At 61.0% G+C, this 25,898-nt stretch carries 15 protein-coding genes; 9 read left to right on the top strand and 6 right to left on the bottom strand.

The features are described 5' to 3' along the window. Positions 1 to 458 precede the first annotated feature (458 nt). Positions 459 to 2,735 (top strand): bifunctional 23S rRNA (guanine(2069)-N(7))-methyltransferase RlmK/23S rRNA (guanine(2445)-N(2))-methyltransferase RlmL, encoded by a 2,277-nt coding sequence (rlmKL, locus tag ACA067_RS22985; protein WP_497458642.1) that lies wholly within the window; start codon positions 459 to 461, stop codon positions 2,733 to 2,735. Between the two features lie 208 nt (positions 2,736 to 2,943). Beyond that, positions 2,944 to 5,343: a sensor domain-containing diguanylate cyclase gene (locus ACA067_RS22980; RefSeq protein ID WP_497458641.1), complete on the top strand. Its 2,400-nt coding sequence runs from the start codon at positions 2,944 to 2,946 to the stop codon at positions 5,341 to 5,343. 150 nt (positions 5,344 to 5,493) lie between these two features. On the opposite strand, the gene dacB is transcribed toward ACA067_RS22980, so the two are convergent. Continuing rightward, positions 5,494 to 6,954 (bottom strand): D-alanyl-D-alanine carboxypeptidase/D-alanyl-D-alanine endopeptidase, encoded by a 1,461-nt coding sequence (gene dacB / locus ACA067_RS22975; protein WP_497458640.1) that lies wholly within the window; start codon positions 6,952 to 6,954, stop codon positions 5,494 to 5,496. A gap of 232 nt (positions 6,955 to 7,186) precedes the next feature. Between dacB and ACA067_RS22970 the strand changes: the two genes are divergently transcribed. Further along, positions 7,187 to 7,531, top strand: a complete 345-nt coding sequence (locus ACA067_RS22970; RefSeq protein WP_007896965.1) for a YggL family protein — start codon at positions 7,187 to 7,189, stop codon at positions 7,529 to 7,531. Between the two features lie 159 nt (positions 7,532 to 7,690). On the opposite strand, the gene ACA067_RS22965 is transcribed toward ACA067_RS22970, so the two are convergent. Further along, positions 7,691 to 8,884, bottom strand: a complete 1,194-nt coding sequence (locus ACA067_RS22965; RefSeq protein ID WP_497458639.1) for a benzoate/H(+) symporter BenE family transporter — start codon at positions 8,882 to 8,884, stop codon at positions 7,691 to 7,693. A gap of 350 nt (positions 8,885 to 9,234) precedes the next feature. On the opposite strand from ACA067_RS22965, the gene ACA067_RS22960 reads away from it, so the two are divergent. Continuing rightward, positions 9,235 to 9,999, top strand: a complete 765-nt coding sequence (locus ACA067_RS22960) for a GntR family transcriptional regulator (protein ID WP_497458638.1) — start codon at positions 9,235 to 9,237, stop codon at positions 9,997 to 9,999. A gap of 226 nt (positions 10,000 to 10,225) precedes the next feature. Here ACA067_RS22960 and guaD read toward each other — a convergent pair whose 3' ends face one another. The 4 genes from guaD to xdhA form a co-directional block, all read right to left on the bottom strand. Continuing rightward, positions 10,226 to 11,530, bottom strand: coding sequence for a guanine deaminase (gene guaD, locus ACA067_RS22955; protein ID WP_497458637.1), 1,305 nt, complete (start codon positions 11,528 to 11,530; stop codon positions 10,226 to 10,228). Between the two features lie 24 nt (positions 11,531 to 11,554). Next, positions 11,555 to 12,415 (bottom strand): xanthine dehydrogenase accessory protein XdhC, encoded by an 861-nt coding sequence (xdhC, locus tag ACA067_RS22950; RefSeq protein ID WP_497458636.1) that lies wholly within the window; start codon positions 12,413 to 12,415, stop codon positions 11,555 to 11,557. 125 nt (positions 12,416 to 12,540) lie between these two features. After that, positions 12,541 to 14,937, bottom strand: coding sequence for a xanthine dehydrogenase molybdopterin binding subunit (xdhB, locus tag ACA067_RS22945; RefSeq protein WP_497458635.1), 2,397 nt, complete (start codon positions 14,935 to 14,937; stop codon positions 12,541 to 12,543). After that, positions 14,930 to 16,384, bottom strand: coding sequence for a xanthine dehydrogenase small subunit (gene xdhA, locus ACA067_RS22940; protein ID WP_497458634.1), 1,455 nt, complete (start codon positions 16,382 to 16,384; stop codon positions 14,930 to 14,932). The genes xdhB and xdhA overlap by 8 nt, the downstream gene beginning before the upstream one ends. A 267-nt stretch (positions 16,385 to 16,651) precedes the next feature. Between xdhA and ACA067_RS22935 the strand changes: the two genes are divergently transcribed. The 5 genes from ACA067_RS22935 to ACA067_RS22915 all read left to right on the top strand — a co-directional run bounded on the left by ACA067_RS22935 (position 16,652) and on the right by ACA067_RS22915 (position 25,763). Beyond that, positions 16,652 to 17,311, top strand: a complete 660-nt coding sequence (locus ACA067_RS22935) for a GntR family transcriptional regulator (RefSeq protein ID WP_497458633.1) — start codon at positions 16,652 to 16,654, stop codon at positions 17,309 to 17,311. 2 nt (positions 17,312 to 17,313) lie between these two features. Beyond that, entirely contained in the window at positions 17,314 to 20,802 is a 3,489-nt protein-coding gene (gene smc / locus ACA067_RS22930) for a chromosome segregation protein SMC (RefSeq protein WP_497458632.1), read from the top strand. Positions 20,803 to 21,068: 266 nt separating this feature from the next. After that, positions 21,069 to 21,923 (top strand): cell division protein ZipA, encoded by an 855-nt coding sequence (gene zipA, locus ACA067_RS22925; RefSeq protein WP_497458631.1) that lies wholly within the window; start codon positions 21,069 to 21,071, stop codon positions 21,921 to 21,923. Positions 21,924 to 22,078: 155 nt separating this feature from the next. Then, entirely contained in the window at positions 22,079 to 24,436 is a 2,358-nt protein-coding gene (gene ligA, locus ACA067_RS22920) for an NAD-dependent DNA ligase LigA (protein ID WP_497458630.1), read from the top strand. Between the two features lie 163 nt (positions 24,437 to 24,599). Then, positions 24,600 to 25,763 (top strand): zinc-binding metallopeptidase family protein, encoded by a 1,164-nt coding sequence (locus ACA067_RS22915; protein ID WP_497458629.1) that lies wholly within the window; start codon positions 24,600 to 24,602, stop codon positions 25,761 to 25,763. Positions 25,764 to 25,898: the final 135 nt, after the last annotated feature.

Here is a 25,898-nt window from a genome sequence, read left to right as displayed (position 1 = left end):
GCCGTTGGGGCTCGCTGCCGGCGTCGCGAGCCAAGGTGTTGACGCCGTTGCGACGTCAACCTGTATTGAGTTCTAACCAATGCGTCACATCGAGGGAATGATCGTTTTGTCATAAGGACGTAACAATAAAGATGGTAAGGCGATAAGTAACACGATATTTGTCCGGCGTTAATTGGTCAAACCCCGGTATGATCGGCCCTGCGCTAGATGATGGGGTTAATCCTTTGCTGAGAATAGCTCGCGTTACGCCGGGCATTATTCGACGAAGGGTCGATTTATGACATTTTGTTGCACCAACTATTTTATCTACCCGTGCATCTAAGCTCTTTTGACCCGAGCAGCAGGGGTGGAACGGCACACCTTCGTGCCACGCGGGCGCTCTTTTAGAAAAGCGCCTGATTGAAAACCGGGCCGGCAATGCGTTGCCGGTCCACTCAGCTAAAGGTTCTGGAATTCCCATGTCCGATCGTTTCGAACTCTTCCTCACTTGCCCCAAAGGCCTTGAAGGCCTGCTTATCGAGGAAGCCGTCGGGCTTGGCCTTGAAGAAGCGCGTGAGCACACCTCTGCCGTGCGCGGCATGGCAACCATGGAAACCGCCTATCGCCTGTGCCTGTGGTCGCGTCTGGCGAACCGGGTGCTGCTGGTGCTCAAGCGTTTCCCGATGAAGGATGCCGAAGACCTCTACCACGGTGTGCTCGATATCGAGTGGCAAGACCACATGCTCAATGACGGCACCCTGGCCGTCGAGTTCAGCGGTCACGGCTCGGGGATCGACAACACCCACTTCGGCGCCCTGAAGGTCAAGGACGCCATCGTCGACAAACTGCGTACCCCGCAGGGCGACCGCCCTTCCATCGACAAGCTCAACCCGGACCTGCGCATTCACCTGCGCCTGGATCGTGGCGAAGCGATTCTCTCCCTCGACCTCTCCGGCCACAGCCTGCACCAGCGCGGCTATCGCTTGCAGCAGGGTGCGGCGCCGCTGAAGGAAAACCTCGCGGCGGCGATTCTGATCCGTTCCGGCTGGCCACGGATTGCTGCCGAAGGCGGCGCCCTGGCTGACCCGATGTGCGGTGTCGGTACGTTCCTGGTGGAAGCGGCGATGATCGCTGCCGACATGGCACCTAACCTGCGTCGCGAACAGTGGGGCTTCACGGCCTGGCTGGGTCACGTGCCAGCGCTGTGGAAAAAACTTCACGAAGAAGCCACTGAACGTTGCGCGGCCGGCCTGGCCAGGCCACCCCTGTGGATTCGTGGCTACGAAGCCGACCCGCGCCTGATTCAACCGGGCCGCAACAACGTCGAGCGTGCCGGCCTGAGCGAGTGGATCAAGATCTACCAGGGCGAAGTCGGTACCTTCGAGCCGCGTCCGGACCAGAACCAGAAAGGCCTGGTGATCTGCAACCCGCCGTACGGCGAACGCCTGGGTGACGAGGCGAGCTTGCTCTACCTGTACCAGAACCTCGGCGAACGTCTGCGTCAGGCCTGCCTGAACTGGGAAGCCGCGGTCTTCACCGGCGCCCCGGACCTGGGCAAGCGCATGGGTATTCGCAGCCACAAACAATATTCATTCTGGAACGGCGCCTTGCCGTGCAAATTGTTGCTGATCAAGGTCACGCCGGACCAGTTCGTCACCGGTGAACGGCGCACCCCGGAACAGCGTCAGGTCGAGCGTGAACAAGTTCAAGCCGAAGTCGAGGTGGCCGACAACGATGTGGCACCGGGCAAGTACGAGAAGTACAACAAGAACGGCAACCCGATCAAACCGGCACCGGTGGTGGTCGAGCAACCGCGCTTGAGCGAAGGCGGGCAGATGTTCGCCAATCGCCTGCAAAAGAACCTCAAGGCCCTGGGCAAGTGGGTCAAGCGTGAAGGCATCGACTGCTACCGCGTGTATGACGCCGACATGCCGGAATACTCCATGGCCATCGACCTGTATCAGGATTGGGTCCACGTCCAGGAATACGCCGCACCGAAATCCATCGATCCGGAAAAAGCCTCGGCGCGCATGTTCGATGCTCTCGCGGCCATTCCCCAGGCGTTGAACATTGACAAGAGCCGCGTGGTGGTCAAGCGTCGCGAGCGTCAGAGCGGCACCAAGCAGTACGAGCGCCAGGCGGCTCAGGGCAAGTTCGTCGAAGTCAATGAAGGCGGCGTGAAGCTGCTGGTCAACCTCACCGACTACCTCGACACCGGGCTGTTCCTTGACCACCGGCCGATGCGCATGCGAATCCAGAAAGAGGCGGCCGGCAAGCGCTTCCTCAACCTGTATTGCTACACCGCAACCGCCAGCGTCCATGCGGCGAAGGGCGGTGCGCGCAGCACCACCAGCGTCGACTTGTCGAAAACTTACCTGGACTGGGCACGGCGCAACCTGTCGCTCAATGGCTTCTCCGACAAGAACCGGCTGGAGCAGGGCGACGTGATGGCCTGGCTCGACGCCTGCCGTGACGAGTACGACCTGATCTTCATCGACCCGCCGACTTTCTCCAACTCCAAGCGCATGGAAGGCATCTTCGACGTGCAACGGGACCAGGTGCAACTGATCGACCTGGCCATGGCGCGGCTGGCACCGGGTGGGGTGTTGTACTTCTCCAACAACTTCCGCAAGTTCACCCTGGAGGAGAACCTCACCGAGCGTTACGCGGTCGAGGAAATCACCGCCCAGACCATTGATCCGGATTTCGCCCGTAACGGCAAGATCCACCGCGCATGGAAAATCACTGCCCGCTGACAACAAACTCCTGTAGGCGCGAGCTTGCTCCGGGCGGCGTTCCGACGATGATCGATAACGATAACGCGTGCTGTCTGGATACACGCGGCGCTCTCGGGCTCATCGCGAGCGAGCTCGCTCCTACAGGGACTGGTGAAGTTAATGGCTAATAGCTATAACTCAAGGTAGCCAATGGGCTTTCCCGCACCTGGCGTCCTGAGTTGCGTCTATGTCGTTGAACGCCGTGCGCCCAAAGATCCTGGGGTTTATCAGTGAAGACGTCTCGGCCTGGCTGGTCGCGCTGCTGGTGTTGCTCGTCGGCGGGATTCTCACGGGATTGCTGGCCTGGTCGACGCTGAATCTGTTTCATCAACAATTGCGGCAACGGTTCCAGCTGCTGGCCAGCGAACGTTACAGCCGTATCGAAGAACGCTTCGAAGATCAGGTGCAGCGCCTCGATGGCCTGCGCCGGTTCTTTGCCAATTCCGACTCGGTGTCCCGTGAGGAATTCGACGGTTACACCCAACCTTTGCTTCATCGAACCCAGGCGTACTCGTTCGCCCGGCGGGTGAGCCGTGCCGAACGGGTGGAATTCGAGCGTCAGGTGCGCGAAGAAGGTCTGCCTGATTTCACCATCCGTGAACTTGTTGCCGACGGTCAGCTGCAACTGGCGGCCGAACGGGATGAGTACGTGCCGGTACTTTTCAGTCAGACCGCAAGCAAACTCGGCTCGCCACTGGGCTATGACTTGCTGGCCCAACCTTTGCGTCGTTCCACACTTGAGCGCGCGGATGCGTTGGGTGGCATGGCGGTGTCGCAGCCGCTGCATCTGATCAGTATCGAACTGGCCTATGCGCGCGGTGTGTTGCTGTTGGCGCCGGTGATGTCGCGCAACCGTCCGGGCGCGGCGGCAGTCAAACCCTACGGCTATGTGATGGCGGTCATCAGCATGCGCCAGTTGCTGGCGGACGGGTTGCCCGAGGCGGACCGTGATTATCTCTCGGTGCGTATCCTCGACTTATCCACTGACGATCGGCACGAAGTGCTGTTCGAATCCCCCAATCCGCCTGCTACCAGCGAATTGTCGGCGACCCGGTTGCTGCGAATGGCCGACCACGACTATCAAGTCGACATACTGCCCAGCGAGGCTTTTCTGGAGGCCAACCATTCTTCGGTGACCAGCCTGGTGGTGCTGGGCGGTTTGCTCAGTGTGTTGCTCAGTGCCTTGCTTTACGTGCTGGTCAGTCAGCGTCAGCGGGCGTTGAAAATGGTCGAACAGCGCACCCATGAACTGCGCGCCCGTGAACATGAACTGCGCGGCACCCATGGCCAGTTGCGGGGCGTGCTGGATGCCGCGACGCAGGTAGCGATCATCGCCACCGACCTGCGGGGCATCATCAGCACGTTCAACGCCGGTGCGGAGCAAATGCTCGGCTACACCAGCGCGCAAGCGGTGGGCCATATGACCCTGGAAAACCTGCACCTGCCCCGCGAACTCATGGCGCGCTCGGCGGAGTTGAGCGCGCGTTATGGCAAGCCGATTCCGACCTGCCAGGCGATGTTGGTCGAGGGGGGGGAAGAGGGCGGTCACGAAGCGCGGGAGTGGACGCTGCTGCGCAGCGATGGCAGCCATCTGACGGTGAACATGCTGGCAGCCCCGGTACTCGATGAGCAAGGCCTGTGGGTCGGCCACCTGGCGATCTGTATCGACATCACCGAGCGCAAACGGGTCCACGAGGCCCTGGCGGCCCGGGATCTGTTGCTGAAGAAACTCAGCGCCCATGTGCCCGGCGGCATCTACCAATTCAAGATGGAGTTCGACGGGCGCTTCAGTGTGATTTACGCCAGCGACGGTATCCGTGAGATCTATGAGCTGGAACCCGACGTGTTGTTGCTCAATGCCGAAACGATTTTCACCCGGATTCATCCCCAGGACACGGCCCGGGTCCGCGCCTCGATCCGGGCGTCGGCAGACACCCTCAGCCCCTGGCGCGAAGAGTACCGCGTGCAATTGCCCGTGCGCGGCCTGCGCTGGGTCCGTGGCGAGGCGACCCCGGAGGAACTGCCTGGCGGCGGTGTACTCTGGCATGGCTACATCTCGGACATTACCGACCTGAAACGGGTCGAGGAAGAGCTGCGGGCGCTGTCGGTCACGGACTCCCTGACCGGGATCCACAATCGCCGCTATTTCCAGGAACGGCTGACCACCGAAATGGCCCGGGTCGACCGCGGTGGCGGCGAGTTATCGGTGATCATGCTCGATATCGACCACTTCAAGCGCATCAATGACCAGCATGGTCACGCGGTGGGCGATCGGGTGTTGCAAACAGTCTGCGAGCGTATCGGCCATCGGCTGCGCCGCTCTGACGTGTTCTGTCGCCTGGGTGGCGAGGAGTTCATGGTGCTCTGCCCGGGTATCGACGGCAAACAGGCCCATGTGTTGGCGCTGGAGTTATGGCAAGGGTTGCGCAACTCACCGATCGACGACGTCGGGATCGTCACCGCGAGTTTCGGCATTGCCAGTTGGCGGGTCGGGGAGGGTGCGGATGAGTTGCTGCTGCGGGCGGATTCCGGGGTTTATGCGGCGAAACAGGCCGGCCGGGATCGGGTTGAAAGCGAGATGGATTAAGGCTGTACGCATACCCCCCTGTAGGAGCTGACGAGTGAAACGAGGCTGCGATCTTTTGATGTTGTTTTTAAAGAGCAAGATCAAAAGATCGCAGCCTCGTTTCACTCGTCAGCTCCTACACAGGGGATCTGTGGTGTTCATTAGATCGGGTTACAGCACCGAAGCCGTTTCCGGCAATTTCGGCTGGCGATACAGGTCCAGCAGCACCTGGTCCAGCACCGAGGAAGCGCCAAACGGTGCCTTGTCGTTGAGGATCGCCACCACCGCCCAGGTATTGCCGTTGATGTCGCGGCTGTAGCCGGAGATCGCCCGTACCGTGTTCAGTGTGCCGGTCTTGACGTGGGCCTCACCGCGCATCGCGGTGGTCTTCAGGCGTTTGCGCATCGTGCCGTCGGTGCCGGCAATCGGCATCGAGCTGATGAACTCGGCGGAATACGGGCTGCGCCATGCGGCTTGCAACATTGCCGCCATTTCCCGCGCGCTCACACGTTCTGCACGGGACAGGCCGGAACCGTTCTCCATCACCAGGTGCGGCGCGGTGATGCCTTTCCTCGCCAGCCACTGACGCACGACACGTTGGGCAGCCTTGGCGTCGTCACCGTCAGCGTCAGTGCGGAATTTCTGGCCCAGGCTCAGGAACAGTTGCTGGGCCATGGTGTTGTTACTGTATTTGTTGATGTCGCGGATGATTTCCGCCAGGTCCGGTGAGAAGGCGCGGGCCAGGACCTTGGCGTTTTTCGGCGTTGGCGCCAGCACATCCTTGCCCTGAATGCTGCCGCCCAACTCCTTCCAGATCGCCCGCACCGCGCCCGCGGTATAGGTCGCGTGGTCGAGCAGCGACAGGTAGGTCTGGGAGCTGCAGCCATCGCCCAGCTGGCCGCCGACGGTCACGGTCACGCTGCCGTCGGCCTGGGTGACCGGGTTGTACCGTACGCCCCCGGTGCATTGCTTGGAATTGACGGCCTTGACCTGATTTTCGATGCGAATGCTGGCAATCGGCGGTTCCACCGACACCAGTACCCGGCCGTTGTCGTTGCGCGCGACAAAACGCAGGGCCTTGAGGTTGACCAGTAGCGAGTCGGGCTTGACCAGGAACGGCTTGTTCTCGTCATTGCCGTCGTCGTTGAACTCGGGCAGTTGCGGTTGCATGAAGAAGTTGCGGTCCAGCACCAGGTCGCCGGTGACTTGCGTCACACCGTTGGCGCGCAGGTCGCGCATCAGCAACCAGAGTTTTTCCATGTTCAGCTTGGGGTCGCCGCCACCCTTGAGGTAGAGATTGCCGTTGAGGATGCCGCCGCTGAGGGTGCCGTCGGTGTAGAACTCGGTTTTCCACTGATGGTTGGGGCCGAGCATTTCCAGGGCCGCGTAAGTGGTGACCAGCTTCATGGTCGAGGCCGGATTGACCGAGACGTCAGCGTTGTAAATGGTCGGGGTGCCAGGGCCGTTGAGCGGGATCATCACCAGCGACAGGGCGCTGTTCGGCATTTTGCTGGCCTTGATGGCCTTTTCGACGTTGGGCGACAGACCGGTGTTGATTGCCGCGGCGGAAACAGGGAAGGCCAGGGGAAGCAGTAAACCGGCCAGCAACAATGGGCGCAAAGACTTGATCATGTGCAATAAAACCCTACAGCCGAGGGGAAAAAGACGAGGGCATGAAGATGAATTCCCTCAATGGTCATGAAAGTGTCGGCATTATGCCCCAAGGTGTAGCGGCTTGTGCCGTGCCCTGGCTTCCAAATGCGCTATTTTTTACCGACGGTAAGCGTGGCGGCGCCGAGAGACGGGCAATCGGCGTCTTAAACTGCTAAAGTGCCGCCCGTTATTACTTATGAGGATTGTTCCAATGGCGACTAACCGTTCCCAGCGTCTGCGCAAAAAACTGTGCGTCGATGAATTTCAAGAGCTGGGTTTCGAGCTGAACCTGGATTTCAAAGAAGATTTGGCTGATGAAGCCATTGATGCTTTCCTCGACGCATTCCTCAAAGAAGCCATGGAAGCCAACGGCCTGGGCTATGTTGGCGGCGACGACTTCGGTCTGGTTTGCCTGCAGAAGCGTGGCTCGGTTTCCGAAGAGCAGCGTGCCGCTGTTGAAGCCTGGCTCAAGGGCCGCAGCGAACTGACGGAAGCGACCGTCAGCCCGTTGATCGACGTCTGGTACCCGGAAAAGCCGATCAATCCGGTAGCTTGATGTTCTAAAAAAACGGCGACCTTCGGGTCGCCGTTTTTTTATGCTTTTTTTGTAGGAGCAAGCTTGCTCGCGATGGTCTCAAGGGCGATGTGTTTATTCAGACAAAAAGCGTTATCGTTAACGTCCATCGTCGGAACGCCGCCCGGAGCAAGCTCGCTCCTACAGGGCTTTACGCCAATTCAGAATCACCAGCGTCAACACCCCCGCCACAATCCCCCAGAACGCCGACCCGATGGAAAACAGCGTCAACCCCGACGCCGTGACCATAAAGGTGATCAGTGCCGCTTCCCGTTCCTGCACTTGCGCCATGGCGATGCTCAAGCCATTGATGATCGAGCCGAACAGCGCCAGCGCGGCAATCGACAGCACCAACTCTTTAGGCAGCGCGGCAAATAGCGCCGCCAACGTTGCGCCGAACACCCCGGCGATCCCGTAGAAAATCCCGCACCAGACAGCTGCCGTATAGCGCTTGTGGCGATCCTCATGGGCATGGGGCCCGGTGCAGATGGCTGCGCTGATGGCCGCCAGGTTGATCCCGTGGGAGCCGAAGGGTGCCAGCAGCAACGAGGCAATGCCGGTGGTGGTGATCAGTGGCGAGGCCGGTACGGTGTAACCATCGGCGCGCAATACGGCGATGCCCGGCATGTTCTGCGACGTCATCGCCACCACGAACAGCGGGATGCCGATGCTGATGGTCGCGGCCAGGGAGAAGTGCGGGGTGGTCCAGACCGGCGTCGCCAGTTCCAGATGGAAACCGCTGAAATCCAGCAATCCCATCCAGCCCGACAGCGCCGTGCCGATCAGCAATGCCGCCAGCACTGCATAACGCGGGGACAGGCGCTTGACCAGCAGATAAGTGAAGAACATCCCCAGCACCAGCGCGGTGCGGTGTTGCGCGGCGACAAAGATTTCGCTGCCGATCTTGAACAGAATCCCGGCCAGCAAGGCCGCGGCCAGTGAGGCCGGAATCTTTTTCACCAGGCGCTCGAAGCTGCCGGTCAAACCACAGGCCGTCACCAGCACCGCGCAAGTGATGTAGGCGCCGATGGCTTCGCCGTAGCTCACGCCGCCCAGGCTGGTGATCAGCAAGGCCGCGCCGGGGGTCGACCAGGCGATGGTAATGGGCGTGCGATAACGCAACGACAGGCCGATCGAGCACACCGCCATGCCGATCGAGATCGCCCAGATCCACGATGAAATCTGCCCGCTGGTCAGGCCCGCTGCTTGCCCGGCCTGGAACATCAGCACCAGGGAGCTGGTGTAGCCGGTCATCATCGCGATGAAGCCGGCGACGATGGCCGAGGGTGAGGTGTCGGCCAGAGGGCGGAGCTGCGTGTGCGTGGCGTCGGTCATGACAGCGGTGTTCCTTATACGTACGAAAATATCCGTAGCAACGCAGTCCCCCTGTAGGAGCTGCCGCAGGCTGCGATCTTTTGATCTTGTTGCTAAATAAAAGTCAAAAGATCGCAGCCTGCGGCAGCTCCTACAGGGGGATCGTGTAAACCACGGATTCTGCGATCAAGCCTAAACTCAAACATTAGGGACCGTTGCAATACAGCAAAGGCGACAAACAGCCGTACAGTCGTGTTGCCACCCGTCATTGTGTACAATCGCAGTGATTTTTACGCGATACTTGCCAGTGACCCACTGTGCCATATTACAGTCACGGTCAATTCGCCGCCGTTCTACCGACTCGAGTGCCCATGAACGAACAGTTGCAGCCCCTTAAGAAACAACCGCGCGCAGGCAAAGCCGGCCGCAGCGGTACCCAGGACGATATTGTCTACGCGCATATCTTCGAGGCCATCCTCGAACAGCGTCTGGCGCCCGGCACCAAGTTGAGCGAAGAAGCGCTGGGGGAAATTTTCGGGGTCAGTCGCACCATCATCCGCCGTGCGCTGTCGCGCCTGGCCCATGAAGGCGTCGTGCTGTTGCGTCCGAACCGCGGCGCGGTCGTCGCCAGCCCGAGCGTGGAAGAAGCCCGTCAGGTGTTCCTGGCCCGGCGTCTGGTGGAGCGCGCGATCACTGAACTGGCCGTGCAGCACGCCACTGCCGAACAGATCGCCGAATTGCGACAGATGGTCGACGACGAGCGCGACAGCTTCTCCCGCGGCGATCGAGGTGCCGGTATCCGTCTGTCGGGCGAGTTCCATCTGAAGTTGGCCGAAGCGGCGAAGAATGCCCCATTGATCAGCTTCCAGCGCAGCCTGGTGTCGCAGACTTCGCTGATCATCGCCCAGTATGAAAGCGGCAACCGTTCCCACTGCTCCTACGACGAACACACCCAGCTGATCGATGCCATCGAAGCGCGCAACGGCGAGCTGGCGGTGGACTTGATGATGCATCACATGGATCACATCGACAGCAAGCTCAACCTTGACGAGGAAAGTGCGTCGGATGACCTGCATGCGGTGTTCTCGCATTTGTTGCAGACCAAGAAGCCGGGGCGGCCGGCCGCGAAGCTATAGGTCAGACCGAGTCGCGCCCATCGCGGGCAAGCCCGCTCCCACAGGGTTCAGGGTGGAATGCAAATCTTGTGAACAGCACAGCTCCCACAGGGTTCAGGGTGGAATGCAAACCTTGTGAACAGCATAGATCACTGTGGGAGCGGGCTTGCCCGCGATAGCAATATGACAGGCAATAAAAATCCCCCGGGCTGTAACGCGACGGGGGATTTTTTATGCCCGCAATAACCTACCGCTGATGCACCTGGTTGCCCGCCGCATAAGTCTGCAGAACAGTCCGGTCATCCCCCAGCGTCATCAACACAAACAAGGTCTCGGCAATGTTGGTGGCCTGCTTCAAGCGATAGCTCAGCAACGGCGTGGCGTTGTAGTCCAGCACCAGGAAGTCCGCATCGGTGCCCGGTTGCAGGGTACCGATCTTGTCTTCCAGGCGCAGCGCACGCGCCCCACCGAGGGTGGCCAGGTATAGCGATTTGAACGGGCTCAAACGCGCCCCTTGCAGCTGCATGACCTTGTACGCTTCGTTCAACGTTTGCAGCAACGAGAAACTGGTGCCGCCGCCGACGTCCGTCCCCAGACCGACATTCAACTTGTGCTTCTCGGCCATCGGCAGGTTGAACAGGCCGCTTCCGAGGAAGAAGTTCGAGGTCGGGCAGAAGGCGATGGCCGAGCCGGTTTCTGCCAGCCGGGCGCATTCGTCGTCGCACAGGTGCACGCCGTGGGCGAACACCGAGCGCTCACCCAGCAGCTGGTAGTGATCGTAAACGTCCAGGTAGCCCTTGCGCTCCGGGAACAGCGCCTTGACCCATTCGACTTCCTTGAGGTTTTCGCTGATGTGGGTCTGCATGTACAGGTCGGGATATTCACCCAGCAACTGGCCGGCCAGGGTCAGTTGCTCCGGGGTGCTGGTGGGGGCGAAGCGCGGGGTGACCGCGTAGTGCAGGCGACCCTTGCCGTGCCAGCGTTCGATCAGCGCCTTGCTTTGCACATAGCTGGATTCGGCGGTGTCGGTCAGGTAGTCCGGTGCGTTGCGATCCATCATCACCTTGCCGGCGATCATCCGCAGGTCCAGCTGTTCGGCGGCCTCGAAGAACGAGTTCACCGATTGCGGATGCACGCTGCCGAACACCAGCGCGGTGGTGGTGCCGTTGCGCAGCAGTTCCTTGATGAATATGTCCGCGACTTCATCGGCGTGGGCCTTGTCGGCGAACTGGCTTTCGCAGGGGAAGGTGTAGGTGTTGAGCCAGTCCAGCAGTTGCTCGCCGTAGGCGCCGACCATGCCGGTTTGCGGCAGGTGGATGTGCGTGTCGATGAAGCCGGGGGTGATCAGCGCATCCTGGTAATGGGTGATCTCGATGTCGGCCGGCAGGGTCGGCAGCAGTTCGCTGGCGTGACCCAGGGCGCTGATCTTGCCGTTATCGATCACCAGCAGACCGTCTTCAAAATACTCATAGGAGGCTTCGATCCCCACTTCGGCGGGATCGGCGATGCTGTGCAGAATGGCGGCGCGGTAGGCTTTGCGAGTCAGAGGCATGTCGTTCTCTATTTATGAGGCTTATCAGTTTGACGCTTTCAGGTTCGTGGCCTGGCTGCGGCGTGAAGCCGGCAGCAGCTTGGCGATCGAGGATCCGGCGCTGGCCGTGTGCTGGCCGAAGTCGGCGTTATAGGTGGCGATGATCTCGCCGGCGATGGAGATGGCGATTTCCACAGGCAACTTGCCTTTGACTTCGCCGATACCCATGGGGCAGCGCATGCGTTGCAGCACGGCGTTGTCGAAGCCACGTTCACGCAGGCGGTGTTCGAACTTCACTCGCTTGGTTTTCGATCCGATCAGGCCGAAGTAGGCGAAGTCGTTGCGCTTGAGGATCGCGGCGGTGAGTTCGAGGTCGAGCTGGTGGTTGTGGGTCATGACGATGCAGTAGCTGCCGGTTGGCAGGTCGTCGATTTCATCGACCGGTTCTTCGGCGACGATTTTGCGCACGCCGTGGGGGATCTGTTCCGGAAATTCCGCTTCCCGCGAGTCGATCCAGCGCACCCGGCAGGGCAGGCTGGCGAGCAGCGGTACCAACGCGCGACCGACATGGCCGGCACCGAACACGGCGATCTGTGCCTGGACCTGGCCCATCGGTTCGAACAGCAACACGGTCACGCCGCCACAGCACTGGCCGAGGCTGGCGCCGAGGCTGAAGCGCTCCAAATGGGTGTCCTGCTTGCCGCTGGCCAGCATCTCCCGGCCGATCTGCATGGCCTTGTATTCCAGATGCCCGCCACCGATGGTGTCGAAGGCCTGGGTGGCGCTGATGACCATCTTCGAGCCGGCATTGCGCGGCGTCGAGCCGAGCTCTTCGATGATGGTCACCAGCACGCAGGGTTCACCCTTTGATTGCAGGTCGGCGAGGGCGTCGATCCAGTTGTACATGTTTCACCTCTCAAGATCGTTCCCACGCTCCGCGTGGGAATGCATCTCTGGACGCTCCGCGTCCGCTGTTCACAATGCGACGCAGAGCGTCGCGGGCTGCATTCCCACGCAGAGCGTGGGAACGATCAAACCACTACTTCGGATTCAGCCTCGGCAGCCTTCGCCACCTTCAACTGCCGCATCTGCTCGCACCCCCACAACACCCGCTCCGGCGTCGCCGGTGCATCGATTTTCGGTTGATGCCGGTAGTCACCCAAACTCGCCACGGCATCCTTGATCGCACACCACGACGCGATACCCAGCATGAACGGCGGTTCACCCACGGCCTTGGAATGAAACACCGTGTCTTCCGGGTTCTTGCGGTTTTCCACCAGCTTCACCCGCAGGTCCAGCGGCATGTCCGCCACCGCCGGGATCTTGTAGCTCGCCGGACCGTTGGTCATCAGCTTGCCCTTGGCATTCCAGACAAGCTCTTCCATGGTCAGCCAGCCCATGCCCTGGATGAAACCGCCCTCGACCTGGCCGATGTCGATGGCCGGGTTCAACGAGTCGCCGACGTCGTGAAGAATGTCGGTGCGCAGCATCTTGTACTCGCCGGTCAGGGTATCGACGATCACTTCGCAACAGGCCGCGCCAAAGGCGTAGTAGTAGAACGGCCGACCACGGGCCTGGCTGCGGTCGTAGTAGATTTTCGGGGTCTTGTAGAACCCGGTGCTCGACAGCGACACCTGGGCGAAATACGCCTGCTGGATCAGCGCTTCGAAGGTCAGGATGTGATCGCGAACCCGCACGTGACCGTTGTGGAATTCCACGTCTTCTTCGCTGACCTTGTAGTGCCGCGCGGCGAATTCCACCAGGCGCTTCTTGATGATTTCAGCGGCGTTCTGCGCGGCTTTCCCGTTGAGGTCCGCCCCACTGGAAGCGGCGGTCGGCGAGGTATTCGGCACCTTGTCGGTGTTGGTCGCGGTGATCTGCACGCGGTCCATTTCCACCTGGAACACTTCGGCCACCACCTGCGCAACCTTGGTGTTGAGACCCTGGCCCATTTCCGTGCCGCCATGGTTCAGGTGGATGCTGCCGTCGGTGTAGACATGGATCAAGGCACCGGCCTGGTTAAGGAAGCTGGCGGTGAAGGAAATACCGAATTTCACCGGGGTCAGCGCCAGGCCTTTTTTCAGGATCGGGCTGTTGGCGTTGTAGCGACGGATCGCTTCGCGGCGCTCGGCGTACTGGCTGCTTTCTTCCAGTTCGGCGGTCATTTCCTCGAGCATGTTGTGCTCGACGGTCTGGTAGTAATGGGTGACGTTGCGCTCGGTCTTGCCGTAGTAGTTGGCCTTGCGCACCGCCAGCGGATCCAGGGCCAGATGGCGGGCAATCGCGTCCATCACTTCTTCGATGGCGACCATCCCTTGCGGGCCGCCGAAGCCACGGTAAGCGGTGTTCGACGCGGTGTTGGTCTTGCAGCGATGACCGTTGATGGTCGCATCGCCCAGGTAGTACGAGTTGTCGGCGTGGAACATCGCACGGTCGACAATCGATGCCGAGAGGTCCGGCGAGCAACCGCAGTTGCCGGCCAATTCCAGGGCGATGCCGTGCAGGCGACCGGTGTTGTCGAAGCCGACGTCGTACTCGACGTAGAACGGGTGACGCTTGCCGGTCATCAGCATGTCTTCGACCCGCGGCAGGCGCATCTTGGTCGGCTGGCCGGTGAGGTGCGCGATCACCGCGCACAGGCACGCCGGGCTGGCCGCCTGGGTTTCCTTACCGCCAAAACCGCCGCCCATGCGGCGCATGTCGACGACGATCTTGTTCATTGACACGTCCAGCACCTCGGCCACCAGTTTCTGCACTTCGGTGGGGTTCTGGGTCGAGCAAAAGACGATCATCCCGCCATCTTCGGTCGGCATCACCGAAGAGATCTGCGTTTCGAGGTAGAAGTGTTCCTGGCCGCCGATGTGCAGCGTGCCTTGAATGCGATGCTCTGCGCTGGCAAGTGCCGATGCCGAATCGCCACGCTGATGGGTGTGACTGTCGAGCACGAAGTGGCGTTTACGCAGGGCTTCAACCACATCCAGTACCGGTTCGAGATCTTCGTATTCGATGATTGCGGCCATGGCAGCTTGACGCGCGGTTTCCAGGTCTTTCGCCGCGACGGCGAGCACCGGTTGGCCGACGAACTGCACGTCATCGATGGCCAGCAGCGGATCGCCCGGCAGCAAGGGGCCGATGTCTTTCAGGCCCGGCACGTCTTCATGGGTGATGGCGATGCGCACGCCTTCGAAGGCGTAGCAGGGCTTGGTGTCGATGCTGATGATTTTCGCGTGGGCGCGGTCCGACAGCCGAGCGTAAACGTGCAGCTGATTGGGGAATTCCAGCCGGTCATCGATGTACTGCGCTTCGCCGGACACATGCTTGGCGGCGCTGTCGTGCTTGACGCTGCGGCCGACACCGGTGGTCAGGTCCTTGGCGAACAGTTCAGCCAGTTCGGCCTGGGTCTTCTCTACGGCGTGATGATTAGACATAAGCGGTCACCCGAGTCTCGATGTGCGGTGTTTGCAGCTCAATGAAGTATTTGCGCAGCAGGTTCTGCGCGCTGAGCAGGCGGTATTCCTTGCTGGCGCGGAAGTCCGAGAGCGGCGTGAAGTCTTCGGCCAGAGCGGCGCAGGCCCGCTCGACGGTATCGTTGTTCCAGGTGGCGCCCAGCAACACGGCTTCACAGTGCTTGGCGCGTTTCGGGATGGCCGCCATGCCGCCAAAAGCCACCCGGGCGTCGGCAATCACGCCGTTGTCGATGCGCAGATTGAATGCAGCGCAAACGGCGGAAATGTCATCGTCCAGACGCTTGGACACCTTGTAGGCGCGGAACAGTTGTTCGGCACTGGCACGCGGCACGATGATCTTCTCGATGAACTCGCTTTCCTGACGCGCAGTCACGCGGTAATCGATGAAGTAATCTTCCAGGTCGATGGTGCGGCGGGTTTCGCCTTTGCACAACACGATCTGCGCGCCCAGGGCAATCAGCAGTGGTGGCGAGTCACCGATCGGCGAAGCGTTGCCGATGTTGCCGCCGAGGGTGCCCTGGTTGCGGATCTGCAACGAGGCGAAACGCTGCAACAGTTCGCCGAAGTCCGGGTACTCGGCCTTCAAGGCGTCGTAGCAATCTGAGAGGGCGGTGGCGGCACCGATTTCCAGGCGATCGTCGAACACCTCGATACGCTTCATCTCGGCGACGTTGCCGACGTAGATCATCACCGGCAGGGTGCGGTGGAACTGGGTGACTTCCAATGCCAGGTCGGTACCGCCGGCCAGCAGGCGCGCTTGTGGATAAGCGTCGTAGAGGTCGGCCAGGTCGGCGACCGTCAACGGCACCAGGCAGCGCTTGTCGCCACTGTTGAGTTCGCCGATGTCGGTGGGCGCGATGGCTTTCAAGCGGGCGATGGTGTCGGCTTCACGGGCATCGAACTGGTCCGTTTGCTGGCCGCAGCAGGACTGTTCGGCGGCTTGCAGAATCGGCCGGTAACCGGTGCAGCGGCACAGATTGCCAGCCAGGGCTTCGTGGGCTTTATGGGCGTCGGGCGCGTCGCTGTTCTTTTGCAGCGCGAACAGCGACATGACGAAGCCCGGGGTGCAGAAACCGCATTGCGAGCCGTGGCATTCGACCATGGCTTTCTGCACGCTGTGCAGTTCGCCCTGGTGTTTGAGGTCTTCAACGCTGATCAGTTGTTTGCCATGCAGCGACGAAACAAAGGTCAGGCACGAATTGAGGCTGCGGTAGCGGATGTGCTCGCGGCCGCCGTCATCGGTCTGGAGTTCGCCAACCACCACGGTGCACGCGCCGCAATCACCGCTGGCGCAGCCTTCTTTGGTGCCGGGTTTGCCCACATGGTCGCGCAGGTAATTGAGCACGGTCAGGTTCGGGTCCAGGGCGTGCTCGCTACGGAGTTCCTGGTTAAGTAAAAACTGGATCACGGAAGGCCTCGCAGACTCATTATTGTTGTTAACCGACATGAACCGAATTTAGCAGGTCTGACTTTTCGGTCAATGATTTTCTGACTTAAAGGTCAGGAAATTATCAAATGTCGATCAACGACTGGTTATCTTCATTATTGACCCTCGTTCGCTAGCCTGCTTTTTGCTTGAATCGTGCCAAAAAGCACCGGACGGGCACTCCGCCCTGACGGATCAATTGCGCTACACTGCGCCGCTTGTGCAAATCGAAGAGTTTGAAGGACAACCATGACGTTCAAGGCGCCGGACAGCCTCGCCGAGCAAATCGCTCACCACCTCGCCGAACGCATCATTCGCGGCGAAATGAAGCCCGGAGAGCGTATCCAGGAACAGAAGGTCACGCTGGCCCTCAATGTCAGCCGCGGTTCGGTTCGCGAAGCCTTGCTGATCCTCGAGCGGCGCCACCTGATCGCGATCCTGCCGCGACGGGGCGCCCACGTCACCGAGCTCACCGTCCACAAGGTGCAGAGCCTGTGCACGCTGATGAGCGAGTTGTACATCCTGCTCGGCAACGCCGTGGCCAGCGGCTGGCAAGTCCAGGCCGACATGGCGCCGTTCGTGCAGATCCAGCAGCGCCTGGCCGCCAGCTACGAACGCCAGGACATCCGCACCTTCGTCGATGACAGCTTCAACGTGATGCGCGCCGCGTACCCGTTTGCCAATAACCCCTACTTGCAGGAAACCGTCGAGAACCTGCAGCCGGCCATGAGCCGTGCGTATTTCCTCGCCCTGGACCAGCGCAAGGCCTCGATGAGCGAGTTCCTTGAACTGTTCGAGCGCCTGCTCGCCGCCGTGCTGGCCCGTGACTTTGCGCAGATCCGCGTAGTGCTGACGGCGTATACCCAGCGCAGCTGCGATCTGGTGGTTTCCGCCCTGACGGACGTTTAAGCGTGCGGCTCAAGTGCATCAAACTGGCGGGGTTCAAATCCTTCGTCGACCCGACCACGGTGAACTTCCCCAGTAACATGGCGGCGGTGGTCGGGCCCAATGGTTGCGGCAAGTCGAACATTATCGACGCCGTCCGTTGGGTGATGGGCGAGAGCTCGGCCAAGAACTTGCGCGGCGAGTCGATGACCGACGTCATCTTCAACGGCTCCACCAGCCGCAAACCGGTGAGCCAGGCGAGCATCGAACTGGTGTTCGATAATTCCGATGGCACCTTGATCGGCGAATACGCGGCCTACGCCGAAATTTCGATTCGCCGCAAAGTCACCCGCGACAGCCAGAACAGCTACTTCCTCAACGGCAGCAAATGCCGTCGTCGTGACATCACCGACATCTTCCTCGGCACCGGCCTCGGCCCGCGCAGCTATTCGATCATCGAGCAGGGGATGATCTCCAAGCTGATCGAAGCCAAGCCGGAAGACCTGCGCAACTTCATCGAGGAAGCGGCCGGCATCTCCAAATACAAGGAGCGCCGACGCGAAACCGAAAACCGCATCCGCCGCACCCACGAAAACCTCGCCCGCCTGACCGACCTGCGCGAAGAGCTCGAGCGTCAGCTCGAACGCTTGCACCGCCAGGCCGAGGCGGCGAAGAAGTATCAGGAATTCAAAGGCGAGGAACGTCAGCTCAAGGCCCAGCTCTCGGCCCTGCGCTGGCAGGCGTTGAACGAGCAGGTCGGTCAGCGCGAGGTGATCATCGGCACTCAGGAAATCACCTTCGAAGCGCTGGTGGCCGAGCAGCGCAATGCCGACGCGGCGATCGAACGCCTGCGCGACGGGCACCACGACCTGTCCGAACGCTTCAATCTGGTGCAGGGGCGCTTCTATTCGGTCGGCGGCGACATCGCCCGGGTCGAGCAGAGCATCCAGCACGGACAGCAGCGCTTGCGTCAGTTGCAGGATGACTTGAAGGAAGCCGAGCGCGCGCGGCTGGAAACCGAATCTCACCTGGAGCACGACCGCACGTTGCTGCTGACCCTGGGCGAAGAGCTGGACATGCTCACCCCTGAACAGGAAGTCACCAGTGCCGCCGCCGAAGAAGCGGCCGCCGCGCTGGAAGAATCCGAAACCACCATGCACGGCTGGCAGGAACAGTGGGACACCTTCAACCTCACGGCGGCCGAGCCCCGGCGTCAGGCGGAAGTCCAGCAGTCGCGGATCCAGCAGCTGGAAACCAGCATGGAGCGCCTGGCCGATCGACAGAAGCGTCTGGGCGAAGAGCGCGCCTTGCTCTCGGCGGATCCGGAAGACGCGGCGATCATGGAACTCAGCGAGCAGTTGGCCGCGAGTGAAGCGACCCTTGAAGACTTGCAGGCCAGCGAAGAAGCGCAGGTCGAACGCCTGGAGCAACTGCGTCAGGAACTGCAGCAAGCGCTGTCGGCGCAGCAGCAGGCCCAGGGTGATTTGCAGCGCCTCAACGGGCGGCTCGCTTCCCTGGAAGCTTTGCAGCAAGCCGCACTCGATCCTGGCACCGGCACCGCCGAATGGCTGCGCGAACAGCACCTGGCGGATCGCCCGCGCCTGGCCGAAGGCCTGAAGGTCGAGGCCGGTTGGGAGCTGGCGGTGGAGACCGTGCTCGGCGCCGATCTGCAAGCAGTGCTGGTGGACGATTTTGCTGCTTTTGACCTGGCCGGGTTTGCCCAGGGCGATCTGCGTTTGCTCAGCCCGGCCAGCGATGGCGTGCGCCTGGCCGGCAGCTTGCTCGACAAGGTCGAGGCGCAGATCGATCTGTCGCCATGGTTGGGGCAGGTCAAACCGGTCGAAAGTCTCGAACAGGCCCTGGCCCTGCGCAGTCAATTGAGCGCCGGCCAAAGCCTGATCAGCCGCGACGGATACTGGGTCGGCCCGCACTTTTTGCGCGTGCGTCGGGCCAGCGAAGCGGAAAGCGGCGTGCTGGCCCGTGGCCAGGAAATCCAGCGCCTGGGCCTTGAGCGCGAAGAGCGCGAAGCCACAGTGGAAACCCTGGAAACCCGACTACAAAACCTGCGGGCACAGCAACGTCAGCAGGAAAACGGTCGCGAGCACCTGCGCCGTTTGCTGCAGGACGAAGCCCGTCAGCAAGGTGAGCTGAAGGCTCAGCTGTCCGCCGGCAAAGCCAAGGTCGAACAACTGACACTACGCCGTACCCGTTTGGACGAAGAGTTGGTCGAGCTCGGTGAGCAGCGCGCGCTGGAGCACGAAAATATCGGCGAAGCGCGCCTGCACTTGCAGGAAGCCCTCGACAGCATGGCGCTCGATACCGAGCAGCGCGAGTTGCTGCTGGCCCAGCGCGACAGCCTGCGCGAGCGTCTCGATCGGGTGCGCCAGGAAGCCCGGCAGCACAAGGATCATGCGCATCAACTGGCGGTGCGCCTGGGTTCGCTCAAGGCCCAGCACGATTCCACGCGTCAGGCGCTGGAACGGCTGGAGATGCAGTCCGAGCGCCTGACCGAAAAACGCGAACAGCTGAGCCTCAATCTGGAGGAGGGCGAAGCGCCGCTGGAAGAGCTGCGCCTCAAGCTCGAAGAGTTGCTCGACAAGCGCATGACCGTCGACGAAGAACTCAAGACCGCGCAGATCGCCCTGGAGGATGCCGATCGCCAATTGCGCGAAGCGGAAAAACGGCGTAACCAGGCAGAGCAGCAATCGCAATTGATCCGCGGCCAGCTCGAACAACAGCGCATGGAATGGCAAGCCCTGACCGTGCGCCGCAAGGCCCTCGAAGATCAGTTGCACGAGGATGGCTACGACCTGCACGGCGTGCTCGCCACCCTGGTGGCCGGGGCCAACGAGAAAGACGCTGAGGAGGAGCTCGAACGTATTGCCGCGCGGATCCAGCGCCTCGGTGCGATCAACCTGGCGGCCATCGACGAATACCAGCAACAATCCGAACGCAAACGTTATCTGGATGCGCAGAACGACGATCTGGTGGAGGCGCTGGACACCCTCGAGAATGTGATTCGCAAGATCGACAAGGAAACCCGAAACCGCTTCAAGGATACCTTTGATCAGATCAATGCCGGAATTCAGGCCCTTTTCCCAAAAGTTTTCGGTGGAGGCAGCGCGTATTTGGAACTGACGGGCGAAGATCTACTCGATACAGGGGTAACGATCATGGCGCGGCCGCCAGGAAAGAAGAACAGCACCATCCATTTGCTCTCCGGTGGCGAAAAAGCCCTGACCGCATTGGCGCTGGTATTTGCCATCTTCAAGTTGAACCCGGCGCCGTTCTGCATGCTCGATGAAGTTGACGCGCCACTGGATGACGCTAACGTTGGGCGCTATGCACGGCTGGTCAAAGAGATGTCGCAGACAGTGCAGTTCATCTACATCACCCACAACAAGATCGCCATGGAAATGGCCGATCAACTGATGGGGGTGACGATGCACGAACCGGGTTGTTCGCGGCTGGTGGCGGTAGATGTCGAGGAGGCGATGGCGATGGTCGAGGCCTGAGTCGCGGGCTTGTAGGACAATCAGGACAAGAGTTTGTGAGCAACGGCACGAATTACCGGTTACTACTTGCTGGCCAGTCGACATATTCGCCCAAGCCACGAGACAGACGGTGTAAAGTTGCCTTTGGTCGTGCTAGTTTAATGTCAATTTATCGTATGCGTGGGCAAAACGCCTGTCAGAACATAGAGTTGGCGCCACGTTTTAAAGCGGTTTACCAGCTGTAAACCCCTTATTTTTCAGCATTTTTTATAGAGGCACGGGATTACATGGAAATCGGTCTGCGCGAGTGGCTGATCCTCATCGGCATTATTGTCATTGCCGGGATTCTTTTCGACGGCTGGCGCCGCATGCGCGGTGGCAAGGGGAAACTGAAATTCCGTCTTGACCGGAATCTGTCCAATTTGCCGGACGAAGACACCAGCGCCGAGCTGTTGGGCCCGCCCCGGGTGTTGGATACCCATAAGGAACCGCACCTGGACGAGCACGATCTGCCGTCGGTGAGCATGTCTGCCCGTGAACAGCGTGAATCGGGTTCCAGGCGCGGCAAGCGTGGCCAGGGCGAGCCATCCCAGGGCGACATGAACCTCAACCTGGATCTGGAAGGCGGCCCGAGCTTCAGCAGCCATGACGACGATTACCCTGACGACACCAAGAGCTCAGGCTCGGCCAGCGACAGGGAACAGCCGCAAGCCGAAGAAGTGCTGGTGATCAGTGTGATCTGCCGCGACGCTGCCGGCTTCAAGGGCCCGGCGCTGTTGCAGAATATTCTGGAAAGCGGCCTGCGCTTCGGCGAGATGGACATTTTCCACCGCCACGAAAGCATGGCCGGTAACGGCGAAGTCCTGTTCTCGATGGCCAATGCGGTCAAGCCGGGCGTTTTCGACCTGGACGATATCGACCACTTCAGCACACCGGCGGTGAGCTTCTTCCTCGGCCTGCCGGGCCCGCGTCATCCGAAGCAAGCCTTCGACGTGATGGTGGCTGCGGCACGCAAACTGTCCCAGGAGCTGAACGGCGAACTGAAAGACGACCAGCGTAGCGTTTTGACTGCCCAGACGATCGAGCATTACCGTCAGCGCATCGTCGAATTCGAACGCCGCGCCTTGACCCAGAGGCGTTAAAGTCAAAAGATCGCAGCCTCGTTTCACTCGACAGCTCCTACAGGATTCGCGATTTCTGTAGGAGCTGTCGAGTGAAACGAGGCTGCGATCTCTTGATCCTGATGAGATGAGATTGAGCAGCCTCGGCTGCTCTTTTGCTTTATGAGAGAACACCCATGACCGCCGCCAAAAAACGAATTCTAGAGCTGCGCGCTGAGCTGGATCAGCACAACTATCGCTACCACGTGCTGGACGAGCCGAGCATTCCGGACGCCGAATACGATCGGTTGTTCCACGAGCTCAAGGCCCTCGAAGCGGCCAATCCCGAGCTGATCACCAGCGACTCGCCGACCCAGCGTGTCGGCAGCGCGGCGCTGTCGGCGTTTACTCAAGTACGCCACGAAGTGCCGATGCTGAGCCTCGGCAACGCCTTCGAAGAAATCGACATGCGCGAGTTCGATCGCCGGGTCAACGAGGGTCTGGATCTGCCGACCGGCGACTTGTTCGGCAGCGCCGCCGCGGTGGAATACAGCTGTGAACCCAAGCTCGATGGCCTGGCGGTCAGCCTGTTGTATCAGGACGGCGTGCTGGTGCGCGGCGCGACCCGGGGCGATGGCACCACCGGCGAAGACATCAGCGTCAATGTGCGTACCGTGCGCAATATCCCGCTCAAGCTGCATGGCAGCGGCTGGCCGGCGACCCTGGAAGTGCGCGGCGAAGTGTTCATGTCCAAGGCCGGTTTCGAGCGGCTCAATGCCACGCAGCTGGAAGTCGGCGGCAAGACCTTTGCCAATCCGCGCAACGCGGCGGCGGGCAGCTTGCGCCAGCTGGATTCGAAGATCACCGCCAACCGTCCTCTGGAATTCTGTTGCTACGGCATCGGCCAGATTTCAGCGGATATTGCCGACACCCACATTGGCAATCTCAAGCAGCTCAAATCCTGGGGCCTGCCGATCAGTCACGAACTGAAGCTGGCATACGGCATCGATGAATGCCTGGATTACTACCGCGACATCGGTGAGCGCCGTAATGCGCTGTCCTATGAAATCGACGGCGTGGTGTTCAAGGTCAACAGCATTGCCTCCCAGCGTGAACTGGGCTTTCGCGCGCGCGAACCGCGCTGGGCCATCGCGCACAAATTCCCGGCCATGGAAGAACTCACCGAGTTGCTCGATGTGGAATTCCAGGTGGGCCGTACCGGCGCGGTGACGCCGGTGGCGCGCTTGAAACCGGTCAAGGTGGCCGGCGTCACCGTGGCCAATGCGACCTTGCACAACATGGATGAGGTCGCGCGCCTGGGCTTGATGATCGGCGACACGGTGATCATCCGTCGCGCCGGCGACGTGATTCCGCAGGTGGTGCAAGTGGTCACCGAACGCCGCCCGGACGATGCCCGGCCGGTGCAGATTCCCGAGCAGTGCCCGGTGTGCGGCTCGCATGTCGAGCGCACGCAACTGGTCAAGCGCAGCAAGGGCCGCGAGACCGTCAGCGAAGGCGCGGTGTATCGCTGCGTCGGAAGGCTGGCCTGCGGCGCGCAACTCAAGCAGGCGATCATTCACTTCGTCTCCCGTCGCGCCATGGACATAGAAGGCCTGGGCGACAAGAGCGTCGAGCAACTGGTGGATGAAGGCCTGGTGAGTTCACCGGCCGACCTGTATGCGCTGAAGTTCGACGACATAGTTGACCTGGAAGGGTTTGCCGAGCTGTCGAGCAAAAAACTGCTGAGTGCGATCGAGGACAGCAAGCAGCCGAGTCTGGCGCGCTTCATCTACGCCCTGGGGATTCCCGATGTCGGCGAAGAGACGGCCAAGGTGCTGGCGCGCTCCCTCGGCTCGCTGGAGCGGGTTAAGCAGGCGTTGCCGCAAGTGCTCACGTACTTGCCGGATGTTGGCCTTGAGGTGGCTCACGAGATCCACAGCTTCTTCGAAGATGCACACAACCAGCAGGTGATCGAGGAACTGCTCAAGCACGGCCTGCAGATTCAGGATCAGGGCGAGCTGGGCGCCGAATTTTCCGCAAGCACTACGCTCGGCGGCTTCCTCGACAAGCTGCACATTCCGTCGGTAGGGCCGGGCGGGGCGCAGAAGCTGGCTGACAAGTTCGGTTCGCTGGAAGCGGTGATGAATGCCGACTGGCTGGACATGCGTCAGGCATTACCGGAGAAACAGGCGAACTCGGTTCGGGAGTTTTTCGCGCTGGCAGACAATCGCCAGCTCGCTGAGGCCGCCGAAAAGCAGCTGAGCGCTTTCGGCATGCACTGGCAGAGTGAGAAGAAAGTCGTCGAGGGTTTGCCGCTGGCGGGCCAGACCTGGGTTTTGACCGGTTCGCTGGAGTTGATGAGCCGTGATATCGCCAAAGACAAACTTGAAAGCCTCGGTGCCAAAGTGGCTGGCTCGGTGTCCGCCAAAACCCATTGCGTGGTCGCCGGGCCGGGTGCCGGTTCGAAGTTGGCGAAGGCCAATGAACTGGGGTTGAAAGTGCTGGATGAAGAAGCGTTTGTCGTGTTCCTGGGCAAGCACGGCATCACGGTTTAGTGAAGATCATTCCCACGCTCTGCGTGGGAATGCATCCCATGACGCTCCGCGTCACTTCCCAAAGCGGACGCGGAGCGCCCGGGGCGGCGTTCCCACGCAGAGCGTGGGAACGATCATGCCCGGAGAATGATCTAGTCTTGGCCAGTCCCAGGGAGAGATCGCCATGTACCGCTTCTTCGAACAGCTCAGCTCACGCATCGCCGCACCTTTCATGGTCGAGCGCTCGCGCAACAGCAAAGTCTGGCAGTGCCGATGCGGGCAGTCGCTGTTCTTTCGCAACAGCCAGTGCCTGGCCTGTTCGGCGGCCTTGGGTTATCAGCCCGAGCAGAGCCGGCTGTCCTCGCTGCAGCCCGGCTTGCAGGCGGACACCTGGCTGCTCGATGCCGATCCCGAGGCGGGCGTGTTCCGTCGCTGCGCCAATCTCGACTCCCCGGCCGCCTGCAACTGGCTGCTCCCGGCCAATGATCATGATGCGCTGTGCATCGCCTGCAGCCTGAACCACACCATCCCCGACCTGTCGATTGCCGACAACCCTGAACGCTGGCGCAAAGTCGAAACCGCCAAGCGGCGTCTGGTCGCGCAGCTGATCAGTCTGGGCTTGCAGGTGATTCCAAAAAACCTGGATGAACAGCGAGGCCTGGCCTTTGACTTCATCGGCGTCGACGTCGAAGGCCAGCCACCGACCACCGGCCACGCCAACGGCCTGATCACCCTCGACATCAAGGAAGCCGACGACGCCCATCGCGAGCAGGTCCGGGTGCAGATGCACGAACCGTATCGCACGCTGCTCGGGCACTTTCGTCACGAGGTCGGGCATTACTACTGGGACCGCCTGATCGCCAACAGTCATTGGCTGGAACCGTTCCGCGGCCTGTTCGGTGACGAACGCGCCAGCTACGCCGATGCCCTCGAGCGCCACTATCAACAAGGCGCGCCGCTCGACTGGCAACAACAGTACGTCAGCGCCTACGCGACCATGCATCCGTGGGAGGACTGGGCCGAAACCTGGGCTCACTATCTGCACATGATGGACGCAGTGGACACCGCGTTGGGCTTCGGCATGAGCGCCCGGGAACTGGATTTCGACTACCAGCCATTTCCCTCCAGTGCCCTCTACGACCCGCAGCATCCCGGAGGGGCGGCGTTCCTGTCATTCGTCAACGCATGGATCGAACTGGCCGGCATGCTCAACGAACTGTCGCGCAGCATGGGCCAGCCGGATTTTTATCCCTTCGTCCTGCCACCGGCGGTGATCGCCAAGCTGCACTTTATCCACCTGGTGATCCAGCAGGAGGGCGGCCGGGCGGACGAGGTGTTGGCGCAATAGATCAGAAGATCGCAGCCCTCGGGTGCATACCGCTCCCCGTAGGAGCTGCCGAAGGCTGCGATCTTTTAAAGGCCGCTGCATGTCCTTGAGCCAACTCATTTTTTTTAATCCGTGCGAACGGTTGTAACTTCGTCT

The sequence above is a fragment of the Pseudomonas sp. LBUM1674 genome (assembly GCF_059695635.1).
Note: the sequence above shows the minus strand (reverse complement) of the source record. Positions and strands in the feature narration are given on the sequence as shown.

Excerpts from the sequence above, each read along its gene's own strand:
- rlmKL (WP_497458642.1), top strand. The coding sequence starts at position 459 with ATGTCCGATCGTTTCGAACTCTTCCTCACTTGCCCCAAAGGCCTTGAA.
- ACA067_RS22980 (WP_497458641.1), top strand. The coding sequence starts at position 2,944 with ATGTCGTTGAACGCCGTGCGCCCAAAGATCCTGGGGTTTATCAGTGAA.
- dacB (WP_497458640.1), bottom strand. The coding sequence starts at position 6,954 with ATGATCAAGTCTTTGCGCCCATTGTTGCTGGCCGGTTTACTGCTTCCC.
- ACA067_RS22970 (WP_007896965.1), top strand. The coding sequence starts at position 7,187 with ATGGCGACTAACCGTTCCCAGCGTCTGCGCAAAAAACTGTGCGTCGAT.
- ACA067_RS22965 (WP_497458639.1), bottom strand. The coding sequence starts at position 8,884 with ATGACCGACGCCACGCACACGCAGCTCCGCCCTCTGGCCGACACCTCA.
- ACA067_RS22960 (WP_497458638.1), top strand. The coding sequence starts at position 9,235 with ATGAACGAACAGTTGCAGCCCCTTAAGAAACAACCGCGCGCAGGCAAA.
- guaD (WP_497458637.1), bottom strand. The coding sequence starts at position 11,530 with ATGCCTCTGACTCGCAAAGCCTACCGCGCCGCCATTCTGCACAGCATC.
- xdhC (WP_497458636.1), bottom strand. The coding sequence starts at position 12,415 with ATGTACAACTGGATCGACGCCCTCGCCGACCTGCAATCAAAGGGTGAA.
- xdhB (WP_497458635.1), bottom strand. The coding sequence starts at position 14,937 with ATGTCTAATCATCACGCCGTAGAGAAGACCCAGGCCGAACTGGCTGAA.
- ACA067_RS22935 (WP_497458633.1), top strand. The coding sequence starts at position 16,652 with ATGACGTTCAAGGCGCCGGACAGCCTCGCCGAGCAAATCGCTCACCAC.
- zipA (WP_497458631.1), top strand. The coding sequence starts at position 21,069 with ATGGAAATCGGTCTGCGCGAGTGGCTGATCCTCATCGGCATTATTGTC.
- ligA (WP_497458630.1), top strand. The coding sequence starts at position 22,079 with ATGACCGCCGCCAAAAAACGAATTCTAGAGCTGCGCGCTGAGCTGGAT.
- ACA067_RS22915 (WP_497458629.1), top strand. The coding sequence starts at position 24,600 with ATGTACCGCTTCTTCGAACAGCTCAGCTCACGCATCGCCGCACCTTTC.